Raw genomic sequence first — 13,182 nt, forward strand, 5'->3', positions numbered from 1 at the left:
AGGCCATATAAACCCTTGGATAAAACCTCCAGCGGTGGTTGGAATGGAGAGCCTCTTCCTGCTCGTTTTGGGGAACGCAGAGATAAGCACCGTTCCGGGAATTAGCGTCGCCGGGGCAACGCCTGAATTGACTAAGCTCACCCCGGTCGCCGATGCCGAGTACCTCTTCCACGAGAGGCCCCTGACCATTGACGTAATTCCTGTAACGCCCGAGGGCCATCCGACTCCTGCCATAATCACAAAGGCCGCGAAGGAGCTGGCAAACTTTCCGGTTCTGGTTGTGAGGGGCGGGACTTATTTAGCCCCGCTCGTCCCGCACGTCCACATCAGCAACGCCGTCGGGAGGGACTTCAGGAAAGGACCGGCTTTGCCGGAGTTCGGCGAGATAATCAAGCGCGCAAAACTCTTTGGTGAGGAGCTTAACAAACTGCCAATCAAAGAGCTTGTCATAGGTGAATCTACCCCCGGCGGGACTACCACCGCCCAAGCGGTTCTCTGGGCGTTCGGCTACGATGCCAAAACTTCCTCGGCGTCGCCAGACAATCCGCAGAGCCTCAAGGGGATGGTAATTACCGAGGCCTTTCAGAGGGCAGGAATAGAAAAGGGCCAGCTGAGGGACAACCCGCTCGAGGCCTTGAGACAGTTCGGCGACCCGATGATGGCGACTGTGGTTGGATTATCCCTCGGCTTCAGGAAGGATATAGTTCTGGCAGGCGGAACTCAGATGCTCGCCGTTGCAGCCCTTCTGAAAGCCCTCGACGAAGATCTGAGCCGCTTCATGATAGCAACGACTAAGTGGGTGGTTAAAGACAGGAGCGCCACGTTCCTCGACACGGCTAAGGAGATAGGGGTAATAACCTACGCCGCAGATCTGGACTTCTCGGAGAGCAAATTCAAGGGTTTGAGGGACTACGAGCGCGGTTACGTCAAGGAAGGTGTCGGTGCTGGAGGGGCTACTTGGCTCGCGATTAAGGCCGGCTTCTCGCCGGAGGAAGTGAGTGAAAAGGTGGAGGCGCTTTACCGGAGATTAATGGGGATGAAGTCGTAAAGCCCAGCCCTTCCTCAGGCTCTCGTCTTTTCCCATTTCCTTAAACTCTCTTCCAGCGCCTTCCTCACGGCTCTGCCAATGTTTATCCCGAGTTCCGTTGCGGTTCCCGCCCACTCCTTCTCCCCCTCAAAGGCAAAAATTCCAATGCCATCGCTAGTTGTCCCGGTGGCTTTATAGCCGAGCCGCAAAAGGGTGTAAGTTTTGGCTTCAGTTGCAGTCATTATCGCGTTGGCCATCGCGCCGACCGTTAAGCCCTCATCAATGACGAGGGCAATGTTTATTGTTCCCGGCCTCCACGGCGGTGGGACTTCTCCCGCTATCGCCGGGTTGGTTATTCCCGCTGTTATGTAGGCAGAGACGCTCCCGCTTTTGGCAGTGGAAAGGACCGCCCCTATGTCCGCGGCAGTCATAAAGCCAACAAAGTTCTTTAACCCCTGCTCCCGTTCAAAGGCCAGGCAGTCCGCCTTGTAGTCGCCGGAGTAGTTCTTCGGGACCATCATGAAGAAGAATCCGTCGGCTCTGGTTAGGCCTCCCCTATGGGGCGCGTTGCTGAGTGAAAGCATTAGACGGCCAAATGGAAGGATGAAGTGCTTAAACTTCACTACGTCTCCCCCTTTGCCTTAAATGTCCTGGGAGGCGGCAATGGCCCCTCAAAGGCCAAGCCGCTCCACGAGCTCCCTAAGCTTTTCTTTCCCATTCCCTAACAGAGGCTCTCCGTGCGCCGGTAAGAGGTTCTCGAAGTCAACCTCGAGGAGCTCCTTTATCCTTATCCTGTTCATCTCCGGGTCGAGAGAATATTGGTGCGGCACCTCCTCGAGCTTTCCCCCGCGCTCTACGACGAGGTCGCCGACGAAGAGGCTTTTGCTCTTTTCATCGAGGAGACAGATGCTCCCCATCGTGTGGCCGGGCTTGTGGAGAACCCTAAAATCCTCGAAGACATCCCCATCCTTGAGCTTCACATCGGGCTCAAGTCCCGTCTTCTCCTTTATGAGTTCCACCTCGTCCACGTGGGCGGCTACAATGGCGTTTGTCCTCTCCTTCAAGCACTTCAGCGAGCCGGTGTGGTCGAGGTGGCCGTGGGTAAGGACTATCGCCGTCAGGGGCTTTCCAATTTCCTCAACGGCATCGAGTATCTTCCCGCAGGTGGTGTCTACGCCTGTATCCACAGCCACGAGGTGGTCTCCCCCCTCAACGAGGTAAACGTTAACGAACTTGTCGAATATCCTGTGAATTCCGGGAAGGACTTCCTCATGCATGAAGTCCACCTCATTCAGGTTTTCATCTTAACCCTAAAATCATTTTCGGATAAACTTATTAAGCCACACTTCGAAATTATTTGTAGGTGATAGTATGAAGCATGTTCCCATTTTTGACGACCTCAAGCGAATAGGCGATGATAGGGTTACCGCCATAGGCATGGGCACGTGGGGAATAGGGGGCTATGAGAGCCCCGACTACTCGAGGGATAAGGAGAGCGTTGAAGTCCTCATGCACGGCCTTGAACTCGGAATAAACCTCATCGATACCGCTGAGTTCTACGGGGCCGGCCACAGCGAAGAGCTCGTCGGAGAGGCCATAAAGGACTTTGAACGCGAGGAGATATTCATCATAAGCAAGGTCTGGCCGACTCACTTCGGCTATGAGAGCGCGAAGAAGGCAGCGAGGGCGAGCACGAAGAGGCTGGGAACATACATAGACCTCTACCTCCTCCACTGGCCCGTTGAGGACTTCAGGAGGATAGAGGAGACCCTCCACGCGCTGGAGGAACTCGTTGACGAGGGGCTCATACGCTACATAGGCGTGAGCAACTTCGACCTTGAACTTCTCAAGCGCTCTCAGGAGGCGATGAAAAAATACGAGATTGTGGCCAACGAGGTCAAGTACTCCCTCAAAGACCGCTGGCCCGAGACAAGTGGCCTTCTCGACTACATGAAGAAGGAGAAGATGGCGTTGATAGCATACACCCCGTTGGAGAAGGGGACGCTGGCAAGGAATGAATGCCTCGCCGAGATTGGGAAAGCCTACGGAAAAACGGCCGCTCAGGTGGCCCTCAACTACCTGATATGGGAGGAGAACGTTGTTGCGATACCAAAAGCCGGAAGCAAGGCCCACCTCGAGGAAAACTTCGGTGCTATGGGATGGCGCCTCTCGAAGGAGGATAGGGAAAAGGCAAGGAGGTGTGTCTGATGTACGGCTACCACAACAGGATTGCACGTGTCAACCTGACTGAAGGAAAGGTTACATACGAAGAACTGCCGGACGAGGTCATAAGGAAGTTCATAGGCGGAAAGGGCCTCGGCTACTACCTTATCTACCGCGAGGTTCCGCCGGGGACAGACCCCCTCAGCCCGGCCAACAAGTTCGTCTTCGCACCGGGTGGAATGGCCGGCTTAGTTCCGGGTTCGAGCAAGGTAATAGCGGTGAGCAAGAGCCCGGAGACGAGGCTCATCAGCGACTCCAGCGGCGGCGATGCCTTCGGTCCAAAGCTGAAGGGACACTTTGACGCGCTAATAATCGAGGGCAAAGCCGAGGAGCCGGTCTATTTGTACATCCACGACGGAAAGGTTGAGATTCTCTCGGCTGAGCACCTCTGGGGAAAGGGCAACTACGAGGTCGCCAAGGAAATCTGGAAGGAGCACCCGAAGGCGAGCATGGCGATGATAGGACCAGCCGGCGAAAAACTGAGCAGGATAGCCAACGTTGTTTACGACACGGAGAGGGCGAGCGGCAGAGGTGGACTCGGTGCGGTTCTAGGTAGTAAAAAAGTCAAAGCCGTCGTCGTTGAGCCGGGGGAGAAGCCGAAGGTGGCCAACCCCGAGGAGTTCCAAAGGCTGTGGCAAGAGTACTACAACGAGTTCGCGACGAATCCAAAGTACGAACACACGAGGAACTATGGAACCACTGACGGCATGAGGGGCTCCGCCTCCGTTGGAATGAGTCCGGCCTACAACTTCTCAAGGCCCTACATTCCGGATGAGCTCGCCTCAAAGCTCGCCGGCGACGAGGTCAAGAAGTATGAGGTCGAGCCGGAATGGTTCGTCCACGGCAAGAGCTGCCCGATAAAGTGCGCCCGCTACGTTGAGGTGGAATATAAAGGCAGGAAAATCCGCGTAAAGCCAGAATACGAGAGCATAGCCATGCTCGGCGCTGCCACTGGAGTCTTCAACTTTCCAGCGGTTGCTTACTTCAACTGGCTCGTCAACAACCTCGGCCTGGACAGCATAGCGACCGGAGCAACGATAGCCTGGCTCTTCGAGATGGTGGAGCGCGGTCTTATTGGCGAAGACGAGATAGGCTTTCCGGTAAAGGGCTTTGGCGACGAGGAAGCAGAGGAGAAGCTTATCAAACTAATGGCAGAGCGGAAGGGCATCGGTGCAATCCTTGCCGACGGCGTGAAGAGGGCCTGCGAGAGGCTTGGCAGGGGATGTGAGTTCGCCGTCCACGTCAAGGGAATGGAAAGCCCCGCCTGGGACCCGCGCGGTAGGAGGACATACGCGCTGAGCTACGCGACAGCCGACGTTGGCGCTTCCCACCTCCGCGGCTGGCCGAGGCCGCACCAGTTGCCAAACCAGGGGCCGGCAAAGGAACTCGTGCCTTCCCTCATAGAGGGTAGGGACGAGAGCTACATCACCGATATGCTTGGGACATGTAAGTTCGTGCCCTACAAGCTCGAAGACCTCGCGAGGCTCTACAGCATCGTGACCGGCGAGGAGTGGACGGTTGAAGAACTTCGCAGAAGGGCATGGGGCGTTGAAAGCATCGCCAGAATACACAACGCCCTCGACTGGGTTACGCCTCCGCTCGACGACACAATTCCACCGCGCTGGTGGGAACCGGAGTCGGATGGGCCTGCAAAGGGCAACGCGGCCTTCATAGACTACAACGACTTCCTCGAGGCGAGAAGGGAATTCTACAGGCTGAGGGGCTGGCACGAGGAACTCGGCGTCCCACTGCCGGAGACGATGGAAGAGCTCAGCCTCCCGGAGTTTAAGGAAGATGCGGAGAAAGCATTGGAAGTTGTAAAGAAGAGGATGGGGATTTGATGTAGTGACCCCATTCTTTATTTTCTGTTGTTTCAGTTGATCAGGGGTTATTGTCCTCTTTGTGAAACGTCAGCTTCCCGTTGCAGTAGGTGGCGTAGCCATCGTACAGCCCAAATGTCGCACAGCCGTTTCCATCTATTTTCCCCCAGCCTGGGATGATGTAGCAGAGACAGCTTGGGTCGTTAATCTGGAAGGTTCTGCTCCAGACGACCTTGGTTCCGTTCAGAATCATGACGTAGCCGGACATTGGAGAACCATCTGGCTGAGGCCTTTCAAAGCCAGTGAGGACATAGCTACCGTTAGAGACGAGGAACGCGTTTCTGAGGGAAAGGAAGCCCCGTCCGAGATCAAACTTTCTAACCGTTCCGTTTCTTCCGAGGACGTAGAAGTAGTCGTCCGGGACGTTAGTTTCTGAATTCAAGATAGAACCTCGGTGCTGTCTGATAAACGAGAGCGTAAAGGTAGTCGCCTGAGAACGTAAGGTTCCAGAGGGGCTTCCCATCGAGGCCCCTGGCGCATAAAACCACAACGGCACCTCGGCGGTTAATTCTTCCGTGCTCACGTTGGTTCTGCCGTGGATGTCAACGCTGAACTTCACGAAGGGATCGCTTCTAACATCACTGGCGTTTTCAAGAAACACGGTGCCCCAGCTGAGGAAGAATCTCTAACCGCTGAAGGCCGTTGAGGGGCACTGCACGGAACTGTCGTTTTGGGCGGGGGGTAAGTTTGAGCCGTTTTCCCCTCCAGAACCATGATAATGGACCGCGAGCACCCCTATGATAACGGTGAGCAGGAAACCCAGAACGACATGGGAACGCTTCACGGGGATCCCTCCAGCCAGACATCTTACTCCGTTGGTTTAGTAATTCGTATGACATTAAGATATATTTACAGCCAGTTGGATATATAGTTAGGTCAAACCATCAGTGGAACCAGAAGCGGGGCAAAAAGAGTGGGGGTTAACCCCAAACTTCAACCCTTCAGAAACGCCTCGACCAAATTCCGCGTCTCGTTGAAGGCCTCAAGCGGGATTCCCTTAGGCAGGCCGCCGATTTCTCCCTTGACATCCTTGAGGACGCCTTCTCCAGCACCGAGGAACATTCCCTCGCTGACTATTCCGCGGAAGTTCGCCGGCGGGAGTAAAGCGACTGCCACGCGGTTGCCTTCCTTCACAGTGAGGTCGTTGGTGACGACGGTGATAGCCCTGTCGCCGATGTTGACGTTCGTGACGAGCAAGCGGTCAGCGTTCGGGTGTTTGGCGACGCTCATCACTTCACCGACTTTTATGTCCACCGCTATGACCGGGTCGTTTATCTTTCCAAGGGCTAAGCGTCTGTCGAGGCCGAGTATCGTGTTGAGAAAGAAGCGAACCTTAGCGACAGCCTCTTCAACCTTCTCGCGCTCGCTTTTATCGGCCAAGCTGAGAAACTTGTGGTGCCAGTCTTCCCCACCAAGGGCCTCGATTATGCCATTGGCCTTTTCCTTCAAGGCTTTCATCTGCGGAGTCTCAATCAGCTCCTTGGGCTCGACGTAGGAATACCTCATCGCCTGTATCTCAGGGAGCATCTCCTTCGCCAGCTGCTGTGCTCCCTTCTTGTTCCACTTCCCCTTGAACTTCGCGTGCTCTATCGTCTTCAGGAAAAGCTCCACGCTCTTCTCCGCCACCAGTAAGCGGTAATCCTTGCTCGTGTCCCACATAACTCCCACCCTCCAGTTCCTTTAAAACGCGGTTCTTAACGCTTTCGTCCATTATGCCCTCGGCTATCGAGCGGGCCTTTGCCTTATCGCCCCAGCGGGCGTAGGCCAGGGCAACCTCCCCGAGGAGTTCGGAGGACAGCTTCTCATCCCTGATAACCCCTGCCAGGGTGAGGGGCTCCTCAAGGGAGCCTATCCTGAGGAAGCGCCTCGCTATCGCGGCTATCTCGCCGTCCCAGGGTTTGAACTTCCCAACTAAGACCATCTCGAGGGCGTCGTCAAAAACCCTGCTCCCAAGTTTGGGCTGCTCGTGGAGGTGGAACCAGTAGGAAAGCTCGAGCATCACCACTGCCCTCTCTTCCAGCGGAAGGAAGCGGGCCATCTCGATGGCAAGCTCAACCTCGCCGGTCTCTATCAGTCCCTCCACTGCCGGTTTCCCGCGCTTCAGAACTTCCTCGGCGAGCTTTATCTTGTTCTCAAGGTGCTTGGCCTGCAGGCTGAAAAAGATCGAGGAGTAGATGTCGCGTGCGAGTCTGTAGAAGTCCAGCGCCCTCTCGTTTGGTATCTCATCGGCGCTCCTCTCGACGAGCCTTGCCACCTTAATCAGCGCCTCCGTCGCGTAGGAGGAAAGCCCCCTCGCCGTTTGGAGGAGTTCAACAGAGTGCCTGAAAAGCTTGAGGGCATCCCCGTACCTCTCTGAAAGAACGAGGTTCCGGGCTATTGCAGCCAGAACCTCCCCCTTAACCCTCGGCGACCTGAGCGATTGGGCCGTTTCAAGCGCCCTCTCGAAGTACACCTCTGCCTCCCTGTCGCGGTCAAGGGAGTAGAGTGCGCGGCCGATGACGGAGTAAGCCACGGCCTTCTCAGGCTTTCCCCTGATCGAGTTCAGAGTTTCAAACATGCGTGCGAGAACCTCATCCCTCGGGAAGGCCGTCAGAACCTCCGTGAGTGCCAGGAGGCGCTTAATTGGATCTTCTATCCTCAGTACGTTATTCAAGGCGTTTTTATAGTCTCCCTTTGACAGGTAAAGCTCCACGGCCTCCACGAGAACCACCAACCGCTAAGAATATGTTGGTAAAGTAAAAAGGCTATCGCCAGCATGGCATGTTAATCAAACCGTGCGGTGGTTGCATGTTTTCATAATGAAAATTAAAAGGGAGTGCTAATCAACGTTAAAATACAGAACAGGTACCGTAGATATGTCCGTGCTCTCCCCCCTCCAGACGTGGTGGCTTGTTTGCACACCCGAGTCTAGAGAAAGGTCAAAGTCGAACGCTTTCATGTTGTCGTATTCAAAGCCCACATCGATAAAGAGGCCGATGAGAGTCGCCTTCTGGGCCGCAGTTTCGCTGATTTTCCCCATTAGTTCAAGGACATCGATGAACTTCAGGACGTCCATCGCAAAATCACTCGTATCTAAATCCCATATGTGAAACGCATAATACCCAATGTCCCCTGTGGATTCATAAACTCCCTCATCTATCCATCTATCAATCGGCGGAACTTGAGCGTTCGATGGTTTTGACGTTCCCCCGCTTATCGTGCTGGGATAGAAGTCCTTAACGTACACATACTCCTCGTACCACACCCAGCCGGCGCTGTAAACCCTCCATCTCTCGTAACGGTACGTAACGTTCATCCAGATGTAATACGGGCTACCCACTGAAAAACCGCTAGCATGCTTGCCACTCTCATCCTTCTGAATTATGTTGTACGAAGTCAGTCGGGTCCAGTCTGTGTCCACAAACGCGTTGATGCTGAACCCAACTTTCTTGTTGATGAAGTATGTGTATGAGATGTACCCCTTAGTTGAACTGTCCGGGATTACCTGGGCCACTATGGTTGGTGCCGTCCACTCGTAGGAGTCCACCAACGTGCGGCTGTAATAGTAGAGGGGATGCACGTCGTTTGTCTGCTTGGAGGACGTCTTCACGGCGTTCTTTAATGTCCTGAACTTTGGAGTCACCACCCAGGACTGGGGCATTCTGTCCCACTCAAAGCCGACGCTCTCGATGGAAACGTTTCCGTCTTTCGTGACTATTGTGAGAAGAATAAGCGGCTGTGACAGCCTTTTGTTTTTCCTATACTCATCATCCCAGGCCTTCCTGAGGTCGCCGAGGTTTAGTGTGATCCTCCCGCTGTTTTTGATGTCGTATTCGGCAATCTGTCTGAACCCTTCGGGATAAAGGGCCGAAACAAAGACGTGTGCCTCCCCTGCATTCTGGATGTTCACACTTGCCAGGTTCCTGAAATACGGCAGCTGCACATCACTCGCTGTTACGAAAAAGCCAAACAAAAATCAAACCCACCAGAAGCATTGCAGGAATTACTTTTTTCATAGTATCACCAACAGAAATATCCCATGAACTTTTATATTAATTTTTTGGAATGTCGGGCATTTGGGGCTAATCACCATTTTAACCTGCACATTCAGTTCCAGGAAATGTGAAAAATTAGCGGGCCTCTCCTACGCTCTCTTCCGCGTCACCTTCTCATCCCACTGCTCGAGCAGCGTATCGAGGGCAAGGAGGCTGTTGAGCCTGAGGCGGACCTTTTTGTTCTCCCAGTCTATCGAGCCTTTGAAATCGTTTAGAAGCTCGAAGACTTTCTCTGCTTCCTTCTCAGGAAGGTTCCTGCCGTAGAACTCCTCGCCACAGTGGGGGCATTTAAAGACGAACTCCCGGAAGGCGCTGAGGAAGCGCTCCCTGTCCAAGAGAAGCTCGCGCATCTCCGTGCCCTTCTCCTCAATCATCTGTTCAATAAGCTCGCCCCAGTCGAGGGACTTTCCGCAGAGGGGACACCTGGCCACTTCAATCTACCTCCCTCAAAAACTTTTCAATCTCCTTCAGTATGACTTTAATAGCCTCGTCGAGGTTCTTCTTCCCGTTAGCACCGGCGGCACCGGCGTGTCCGCCACCGGAGCCTTCTATAATCGGCCCCACCTTCTCCATAATCCTTCCCAAGTGGAGACCCTTCTTAACGAGGCTCTCCTTTGCCCTCGCTGATATCCTGACTCCCTTCTTCTCGCTCCCCACTATTGCCACATCCGCGCCGAGGTTGAGGAACGTCTTGCAGGCGAGTGATTCATAGGCAGAAACCTTTGAGACCGCTATGATGTACCTGCGGAACTTCTTGATCTCAAGCCTCTGACAGGCCTTCAGCATTGCCATCCTCTTCGCCTGGTCAATGTTCTCGTCGCTCACGGGTGCGACTAGCTGGAATATCCCACCCATCTGGAGCGGGAAGCGCTCGAGCATCTCGGAGACGGCCTTAAATGTTTTCGCATTGGCGAAGCGGAAGTTTGCAGTATCGGTAACGATTCCAGCGAGTAGGGCCTTGACAGCGGTCTCGTTATAGAAGCCGAGGTATTTGAAAAGCTCCCAAACTATTTCGGCCGTCGAAGTTCTGGAGGAATCAACCACTGCTATCTGGGCTTTAATTGGCTTTTCCTTCTCGACGTGGTGGTCGATGACTATCACCGTCTTTCCCCTGGGAATCTCAATCGGCTCGAGCTGCTCGAGCGATGACGTGTCGAAAATCATCACAACGTCTTCTTTAACAACAGGATCCCTCTCAACGGGGACCGGGGAGAAGGTGAGAAGCCTCTTCGCGTAGGAGGAGACGCTCTGGGCAACGCCTATCTTAACTTCCTCAACACCGAGCGATTTGAGGTAGATGGCGAAGGCTATGGCCGAGCCGAGGGAATCCGGGTCGGCGTTGTGGTGGCAGAGGAGGAGAAAGGATCTGCCCCTTGAACTTTCGAGGAAGCGCCTGAGCTTGATTTTACCCTTCATCTCAGTTCCTCCAGGGCTTTTTCAATCCTCTCCACGAAGGCCTTGGCATCCTCAACGAGCTCCCTAGCTTCCTCTTCACCAGGCTGAAACGTGGCATCGTAGTCGGCCCTCTCCCTAAGGCTCTCTGCAAAGAACCCTTTTTCAAGCAGAAGCTCCGCCGCACCAAGGGACTCGTGGGAATTGCTGAGCAGAAGGCTTATTTCATCATCCAATGAGTACTCCCTCCCGCTGGATGTTCCTGTAAAACGCGGTGTTGAGGTTCTTCATCAGCTCAAACTCCTCGACGCTTAGGACCTTGGCCGACACGTAAACACCGTAGCCCAGACGTTTTTTAACGTCCTCTGCAAAGCGTCTCGCCACCTCGCGATAATCCATCCCTCTCACCGGATAAATTTAGACCTTGAAGGTTTAATCCTTTGCGGCCAGCCCTTTCAACCTTCTCTCAACAACCTCGTAGGCCTTCTCAACGGCTTTATCTATCAGCTCATCGACGTCGGCCTTGACGAAGATGGGAACCTCAAGGTAGACCTCGATTTCAAGGTCGAGGGTCTCATCCCGGTTTATCCTCGTTGTAACTTCGATGTCCTTGACGTCGCTCCTGTTGAGGACGTCGAACACTTCCTTTATTATCGTCTCCTGTGCAAGCTCGCCGATTTCAATAAGCTCCTCCTCACCCAGCTCCGGAAGACCTATGTGAATTACCCTTTTACCCTCTGCCACCGCTCACTCACCTCCAAATGAAGAAAAGGGAAATCAGCCCGCGGTGGGCGGCCTGAGGGCGCTCTGGATCTGGGCGGTGAGCTCCTTGAGCTTCTCGTTGAGCTTCTTCTCCTGCCTCTCGAGGGCATTGAGGCGAACCTCAAGGGTCTCGACCTTCTCCTTGAGCTCCTCAACGGCCTTCGCCTTCTCGGTCTTGACTATAAGCGTCCCAACGGTCTTGTAGATGGTCGTTCCGTCATCGACCTTCTCGATCTCCTCCAAGGCTTTCTTTGCCTCGGTAAGCTCGAGCTGGACCTTCTGCTTCTGCTGGACAACGAGCTGGAGCTGCTGCTGGTAGCTCTCAAGCTGGCCGAGCATGGCCTGAACCTGCGGCGGAATATTCTGCATCCCAAACACCTCCGTAATCGTAATTCCGGGTTAGAATAAGGGGCTGGCTTTAAATAGTTTCGGTGGGGGATAACAAGTCAAAAATCACCCTGATGAATAAATTAATTACTGAATGGGGTCTGCCAGTCAACCTACATATCACGGCTCCAGCCAGGAAGCCCAAGATGACCAGTGCCGTTGGGATGAACCATACCACCTCATCGTCACAGATTGTGGGGGTACAGTTTATTGTGAAGAGTGGATAGGTGGCGATGGATACGAATGTTACGGTAGCCATTGAGATTGCCCAGAAAAGCCCCGGAGGCATTTTCTTTTTCCTGAGGAAGATGAACGTGGGGATTGCCGGCACGACAACCCCGAGGATAACGGGTAAGAAGTTTATTATCAAACCCTAGTTCCCACCACCTGTGAGGTTGTACAGTCTATCAAGATTAACCGCTAGAATTGCTCCTAGAATCCTGACGGCTAAACCCTTCAGACTAACGGCCCAACTGGATCTTAACAGAAAAGCATCCAACTTCGAAAACAGTGTTTCAATCCTCCTCCTGAAATCAGAGAGGTACTTGTAGAACTTCTTCTCTCCCAGATTACTAATCTGATTCTCCCTCTTTACCGGAACATAAACAACCCCAAACCTCAAAAACTCCTCCCCAAGTTCTCCACTCATATACCCCTTATCCAGGGCAGGAAGCAACCAGTGAAATCCTCAACAATTCCCCAGAATTTCTCCCTGACGACCTTCACGTCATGCTTATTCGCTGGATCAACGGACAGTACGGCCAGAAGATTCCCGTCAGAATAACAGGTCAGCTTGTAACCGTAGCAGTGCTTTTTAGATGGGACAAAACCAACTGCAGGTTTCCATTTATGACTTTTGAAGAACCCTTCTTTTGTTTCCTGTTTTCTGGCCACTTCTTTCGTCGGGATGGGTTTCGAGTCCAGTATTCTGACGTGTTCTCCAGCGTGGTTTTTGAATAGTCTTTCCTGCGCCAGGAGCAGGAGTTTCTCATGCCTGTTCAAGCGTTCTGTTAGTTTGCTGTGCCTGATTTTTGGGAAGAGTTTCATTTCCTCAATTAAGACCCTGTAAGCGGGCTTGTAAACTCCCCAAAGTGCAGGTGTGTCAGTACTGCAAATGTTATCAGGTCGTAGAGGCTAAGTACTTCCCTGCGGGTGTTTTTCGGGTAGTGTTTGCTGATTATTGGACAGATCTCAGAGTCTTATGATCATGAGTTCCTCCTGAAAGTCCATCCCAACCACCAATCAGTCAAAAAACTCAAGAACTTAATAACATTGCTTATATACTTTAGATTCCATTTGCTCTTTGGTGGTTGCAATGGAGTCCAAACTGACTTATGTCTTGTTGGTGCTGGTGATTATCTCACTATTGCTCAATGGGGTTTTGTTATATGCGCTGTTTCAGGTGAGGAACATTGCAACGAGGGAGATAGACAACGTAGTTGAGATGGTTGAGGGTGTGAAGGAGCAGAAGATAACA

16 protein-coding genes and 1 pseudogene are annotated in these 13,182 nt (G+C 53.3%); 3 read left to right on the forward strand and 14 right to left on the reverse strand.

All coding sequences use genetic code 11. The annotated features are described in order from the left end of the window. The first annotated feature begins 43 nt into the window (after nt 1-43). Entirely contained in the window at nt 44-1,048 is a 1,005-nt protein-coding gene (gene cobT / locus A3L08_RS05950; protein WP_088854148.1) for a nicotinate mononucleotide-dependent phosphoribosyltransferase CobT, read from the forward strand. Nucleotides 1,049-1,062: 14 nt separating this feature from the next. Here the strand turns inward: cobT and A3L08_RS05955 are convergent, their stop codons facing one another. Continuing rightward, on the reverse strand, nt 1,063-1,650 hold the full coding sequence (locus A3L08_RS05955) for an adenosylcobinamide amidohydrolase (RefSeq protein WP_088854149.1): 588 nt from the start codon (nt 1,648-1,650) through the stop codon (nt 1,063-1,065). 48 nt (nt 1,651-1,698) lie between these two features. Continuing rightward, on the reverse strand, nt 1,699-2,304 hold the full coding sequence (locus A3L08_RS05960) for an MBL fold metallo-hydrolase (protein ID WP_088854150.1): 606 nt from the start codon (nt 2,302-2,304) through the stop codon (nt 1,699-1,701). A gap of 94 nt (nt 2,305-2,398) precedes the next feature. Here A3L08_RS05960 and A3L08_RS05965 point away from each other — a divergent pair, with 94 nt between their 5' ends. Both A3L08_RS05965 and A3L08_RS05970 read left to right on the forward strand, forming a co-directional pair. After that, the gene (locus A3L08_RS05965) at nt 2,399-3,235 is read left to right on the forward strand and encodes an aldo/keto reductase (RefSeq protein WP_088854151.1); all 837 of its coding nucleotides are present in this window, start codon (nt 2,399-2,401) and stop codon (nt 3,233-3,235) included. Beyond that, nucleotides 3,235-5,091, forward strand: coding sequence for an aldehyde ferredoxin oxidoreductase family protein (locus tag A3L08_RS05970; RefSeq protein WP_088854152.1), 1,857 nt, complete (start codon nt 3,235-3,237; stop codon nt 5,089-5,091). The genes A3L08_RS05965 and A3L08_RS05970 overlap by 1 nt, the downstream gene beginning before the upstream one ends. A gap of 40 nt (nt 5,092-5,131) precedes the next feature. Here the strand turns inward: A3L08_RS05970 and A3L08_RS05975 are convergent, their stop codons facing one another. The 12 genes and pseudogenes from A3L08_RS05975 to A3L08_RS06020 form a co-directional block, all read right to left on the reverse strand. Beyond that, nucleotides 5,132-5,512, reverse strand: coding sequence for a hypothetical protein (locus A3L08_RS05975; RefSeq protein WP_088854153.1), 381 nt, complete (start codon nt 5,510-5,512; stop codon nt 5,132-5,134). Between the two features lie 551 nt (nt 5,513-6,063). Continuing rightward, nucleotides 6,064-6,741 (reverse strand): tRNA-binding protein, encoded by a 678-nt coding sequence (locus A3L08_RS05980; protein WP_232461678.1) that lies wholly within the window; start codon nt 6,739-6,741, stop codon nt 6,064-6,066. Continuing rightward, the gene (locus A3L08_RS10135) at nt 6,647-7,840 is read right to left on the reverse strand and encodes a tetratricopeptide repeat protein (RefSeq protein WP_232461783.1); all 1,194 of its coding nucleotides are present in this window, start codon (nt 7,838-7,840) and stop codon (nt 6,647-6,649) included. The genes A3L08_RS05980 and A3L08_RS10135 overlap by 95 nt, the downstream gene beginning before the upstream one ends. A 108-nt stretch (nt 7,841-7,948) precedes the next feature. After that, nucleotides 7,949-9,052 carry a hypothetical protein gene (locus tag A3L08_RS05990; RefSeq protein WP_232461679.1) on the reverse strand — a complete coding sequence of 368 codons (1,104 nt, stop codon included), beginning with the start codon at nt 9,050-9,052 and terminating at the stop codon, nt 7,949-7,951. Nucleotides 9,053-9,253: 201 nt separating this feature from the next. Further along, nucleotides 9,254-9,595 carry a hypothetical protein gene (locus A3L08_RS05995; protein WP_088854155.1) on the reverse strand — a complete coding sequence of 114 codons (342 nt, stop codon included), beginning with the start codon at nt 9,593-9,595 and terminating at the stop codon, nt 9,254-9,256. A 1-nt stretch (nt 9,596) separates the two neighbouring features. After that, complete coding sequence (locus A3L08_RS06000) at nt 9,597-10,580, reverse strand: DHH family phosphoesterase (RefSeq protein ID WP_088854156.1); 984 nt, start codon at nt 10,578-10,580, stop codon at nt 9,597-9,599. Continuing rightward, nucleotides 10,577-10,792, reverse strand: a complete 216-nt coding sequence (locus A3L08_RS06005) for a HEPN domain-containing protein (RefSeq protein WP_088854157.1) — start codon at nt 10,790-10,792, stop codon at nt 10,577-10,579. Before A3L08_RS06005 ends, A3L08_RS06000 begins: the two co-directional genes overlap by 4 nt. Then, entirely contained in the window at nt 10,785-10,964 is a 180-nt protein-coding gene (locus A3L08_RS09895) for a hypothetical protein (RefSeq protein WP_157721589.1), read from the reverse strand. Before A3L08_RS09895 ends, A3L08_RS06005 begins: the two co-directional genes overlap by 8 nt. A 24-nt stretch (nt 10,965-10,988) precedes the next feature. Beyond that, on the reverse strand, nt 10,989-11,300 hold the full coding sequence (locus tag A3L08_RS06010; protein WP_088854158.1) for a DUF3194 domain-containing protein: 312 nt from the start codon (nt 11,298-11,300) through the stop codon (nt 10,989-10,991). A gap of 33 nt (nt 11,301-11,333) precedes the next feature. After that, nucleotides 11,334-11,687, reverse strand: a complete 354-nt coding sequence (locus tag A3L08_RS06015) for a prefoldin subunit beta (RefSeq protein WP_088854159.1) — start codon at nt 11,685-11,687, stop codon at nt 11,334-11,336. A gap of 49 nt (nt 11,688-11,736) precedes the next feature. Then, nucleotides 11,737-12,075 (reverse strand): hypothetical protein, encoded by a 339-nt coding sequence (locus A3L08_RS09900; protein WP_157721590.1) that lies wholly within the window; start codon nt 12,073-12,075, stop codon nt 11,737-11,739. A gap of 3 nt (nt 12,076-12,078) precedes the next feature. Further along, nucleotides 12,079-12,944, reverse strand: a pseudogene (locus A3L08_RS06020) (IS982 family transposase). Nucleotides 12,945-13,182 lie beyond the last annotated feature (238 nt).

It is taken from the genome of Thermococcus pacificus, from assembly GCF_002214485.1.
Classification (GTDB): Archaea; Methanobacteriota_B; Thermococci; order Thermococcales; family Thermococcaceae; genus Thermococcus; species Thermococcus pacificus.

Excerpts from the sequence above, each read along its gene's own strand:
- A3L08_RS06015 (WP_088854159.1), bottom strand. The coding sequence starts at position 11,687 with ATGCAGAATATTCCGCCGCAGGTTCAGGCCATGCTCGGCCAGCTTGAG.
- A3L08_RS05970 (WP_088854152.1), top strand. The coding sequence starts at position 3,235 with ATGTACGGCTACCACAACAGGATTGCACGTGTCAACCTGACTGAAGGA.
- A3L08_RS06000 (WP_088854156.1), bottom strand. The coding sequence starts at position 10,580 with ATGAAGGGTAAAATCAAGCTCAGGCGCTTCCTCGAAAGTTCAAGGGGC.
- A3L08_RS05965 (WP_088854151.1), top strand. The coding sequence starts at position 2,399 with ATGAAGCATGTTCCCATTTTTGACGACCTCAAGCGAATAGGCGATGAT.
- A3L08_RS05960 (WP_088854150.1), bottom strand. The coding sequence starts at position 2,304 with ATGCATGAGGAAGTCCTTCCCGGAATTCACAGGATATTCGACAAGTTC.
- cobT (WP_088854148.1), top strand. The coding sequence starts at position 44 with ATGGAGAGCCTCTTCCTGCTCGTTTTGGGGAACGCAGAGATAAGCACC.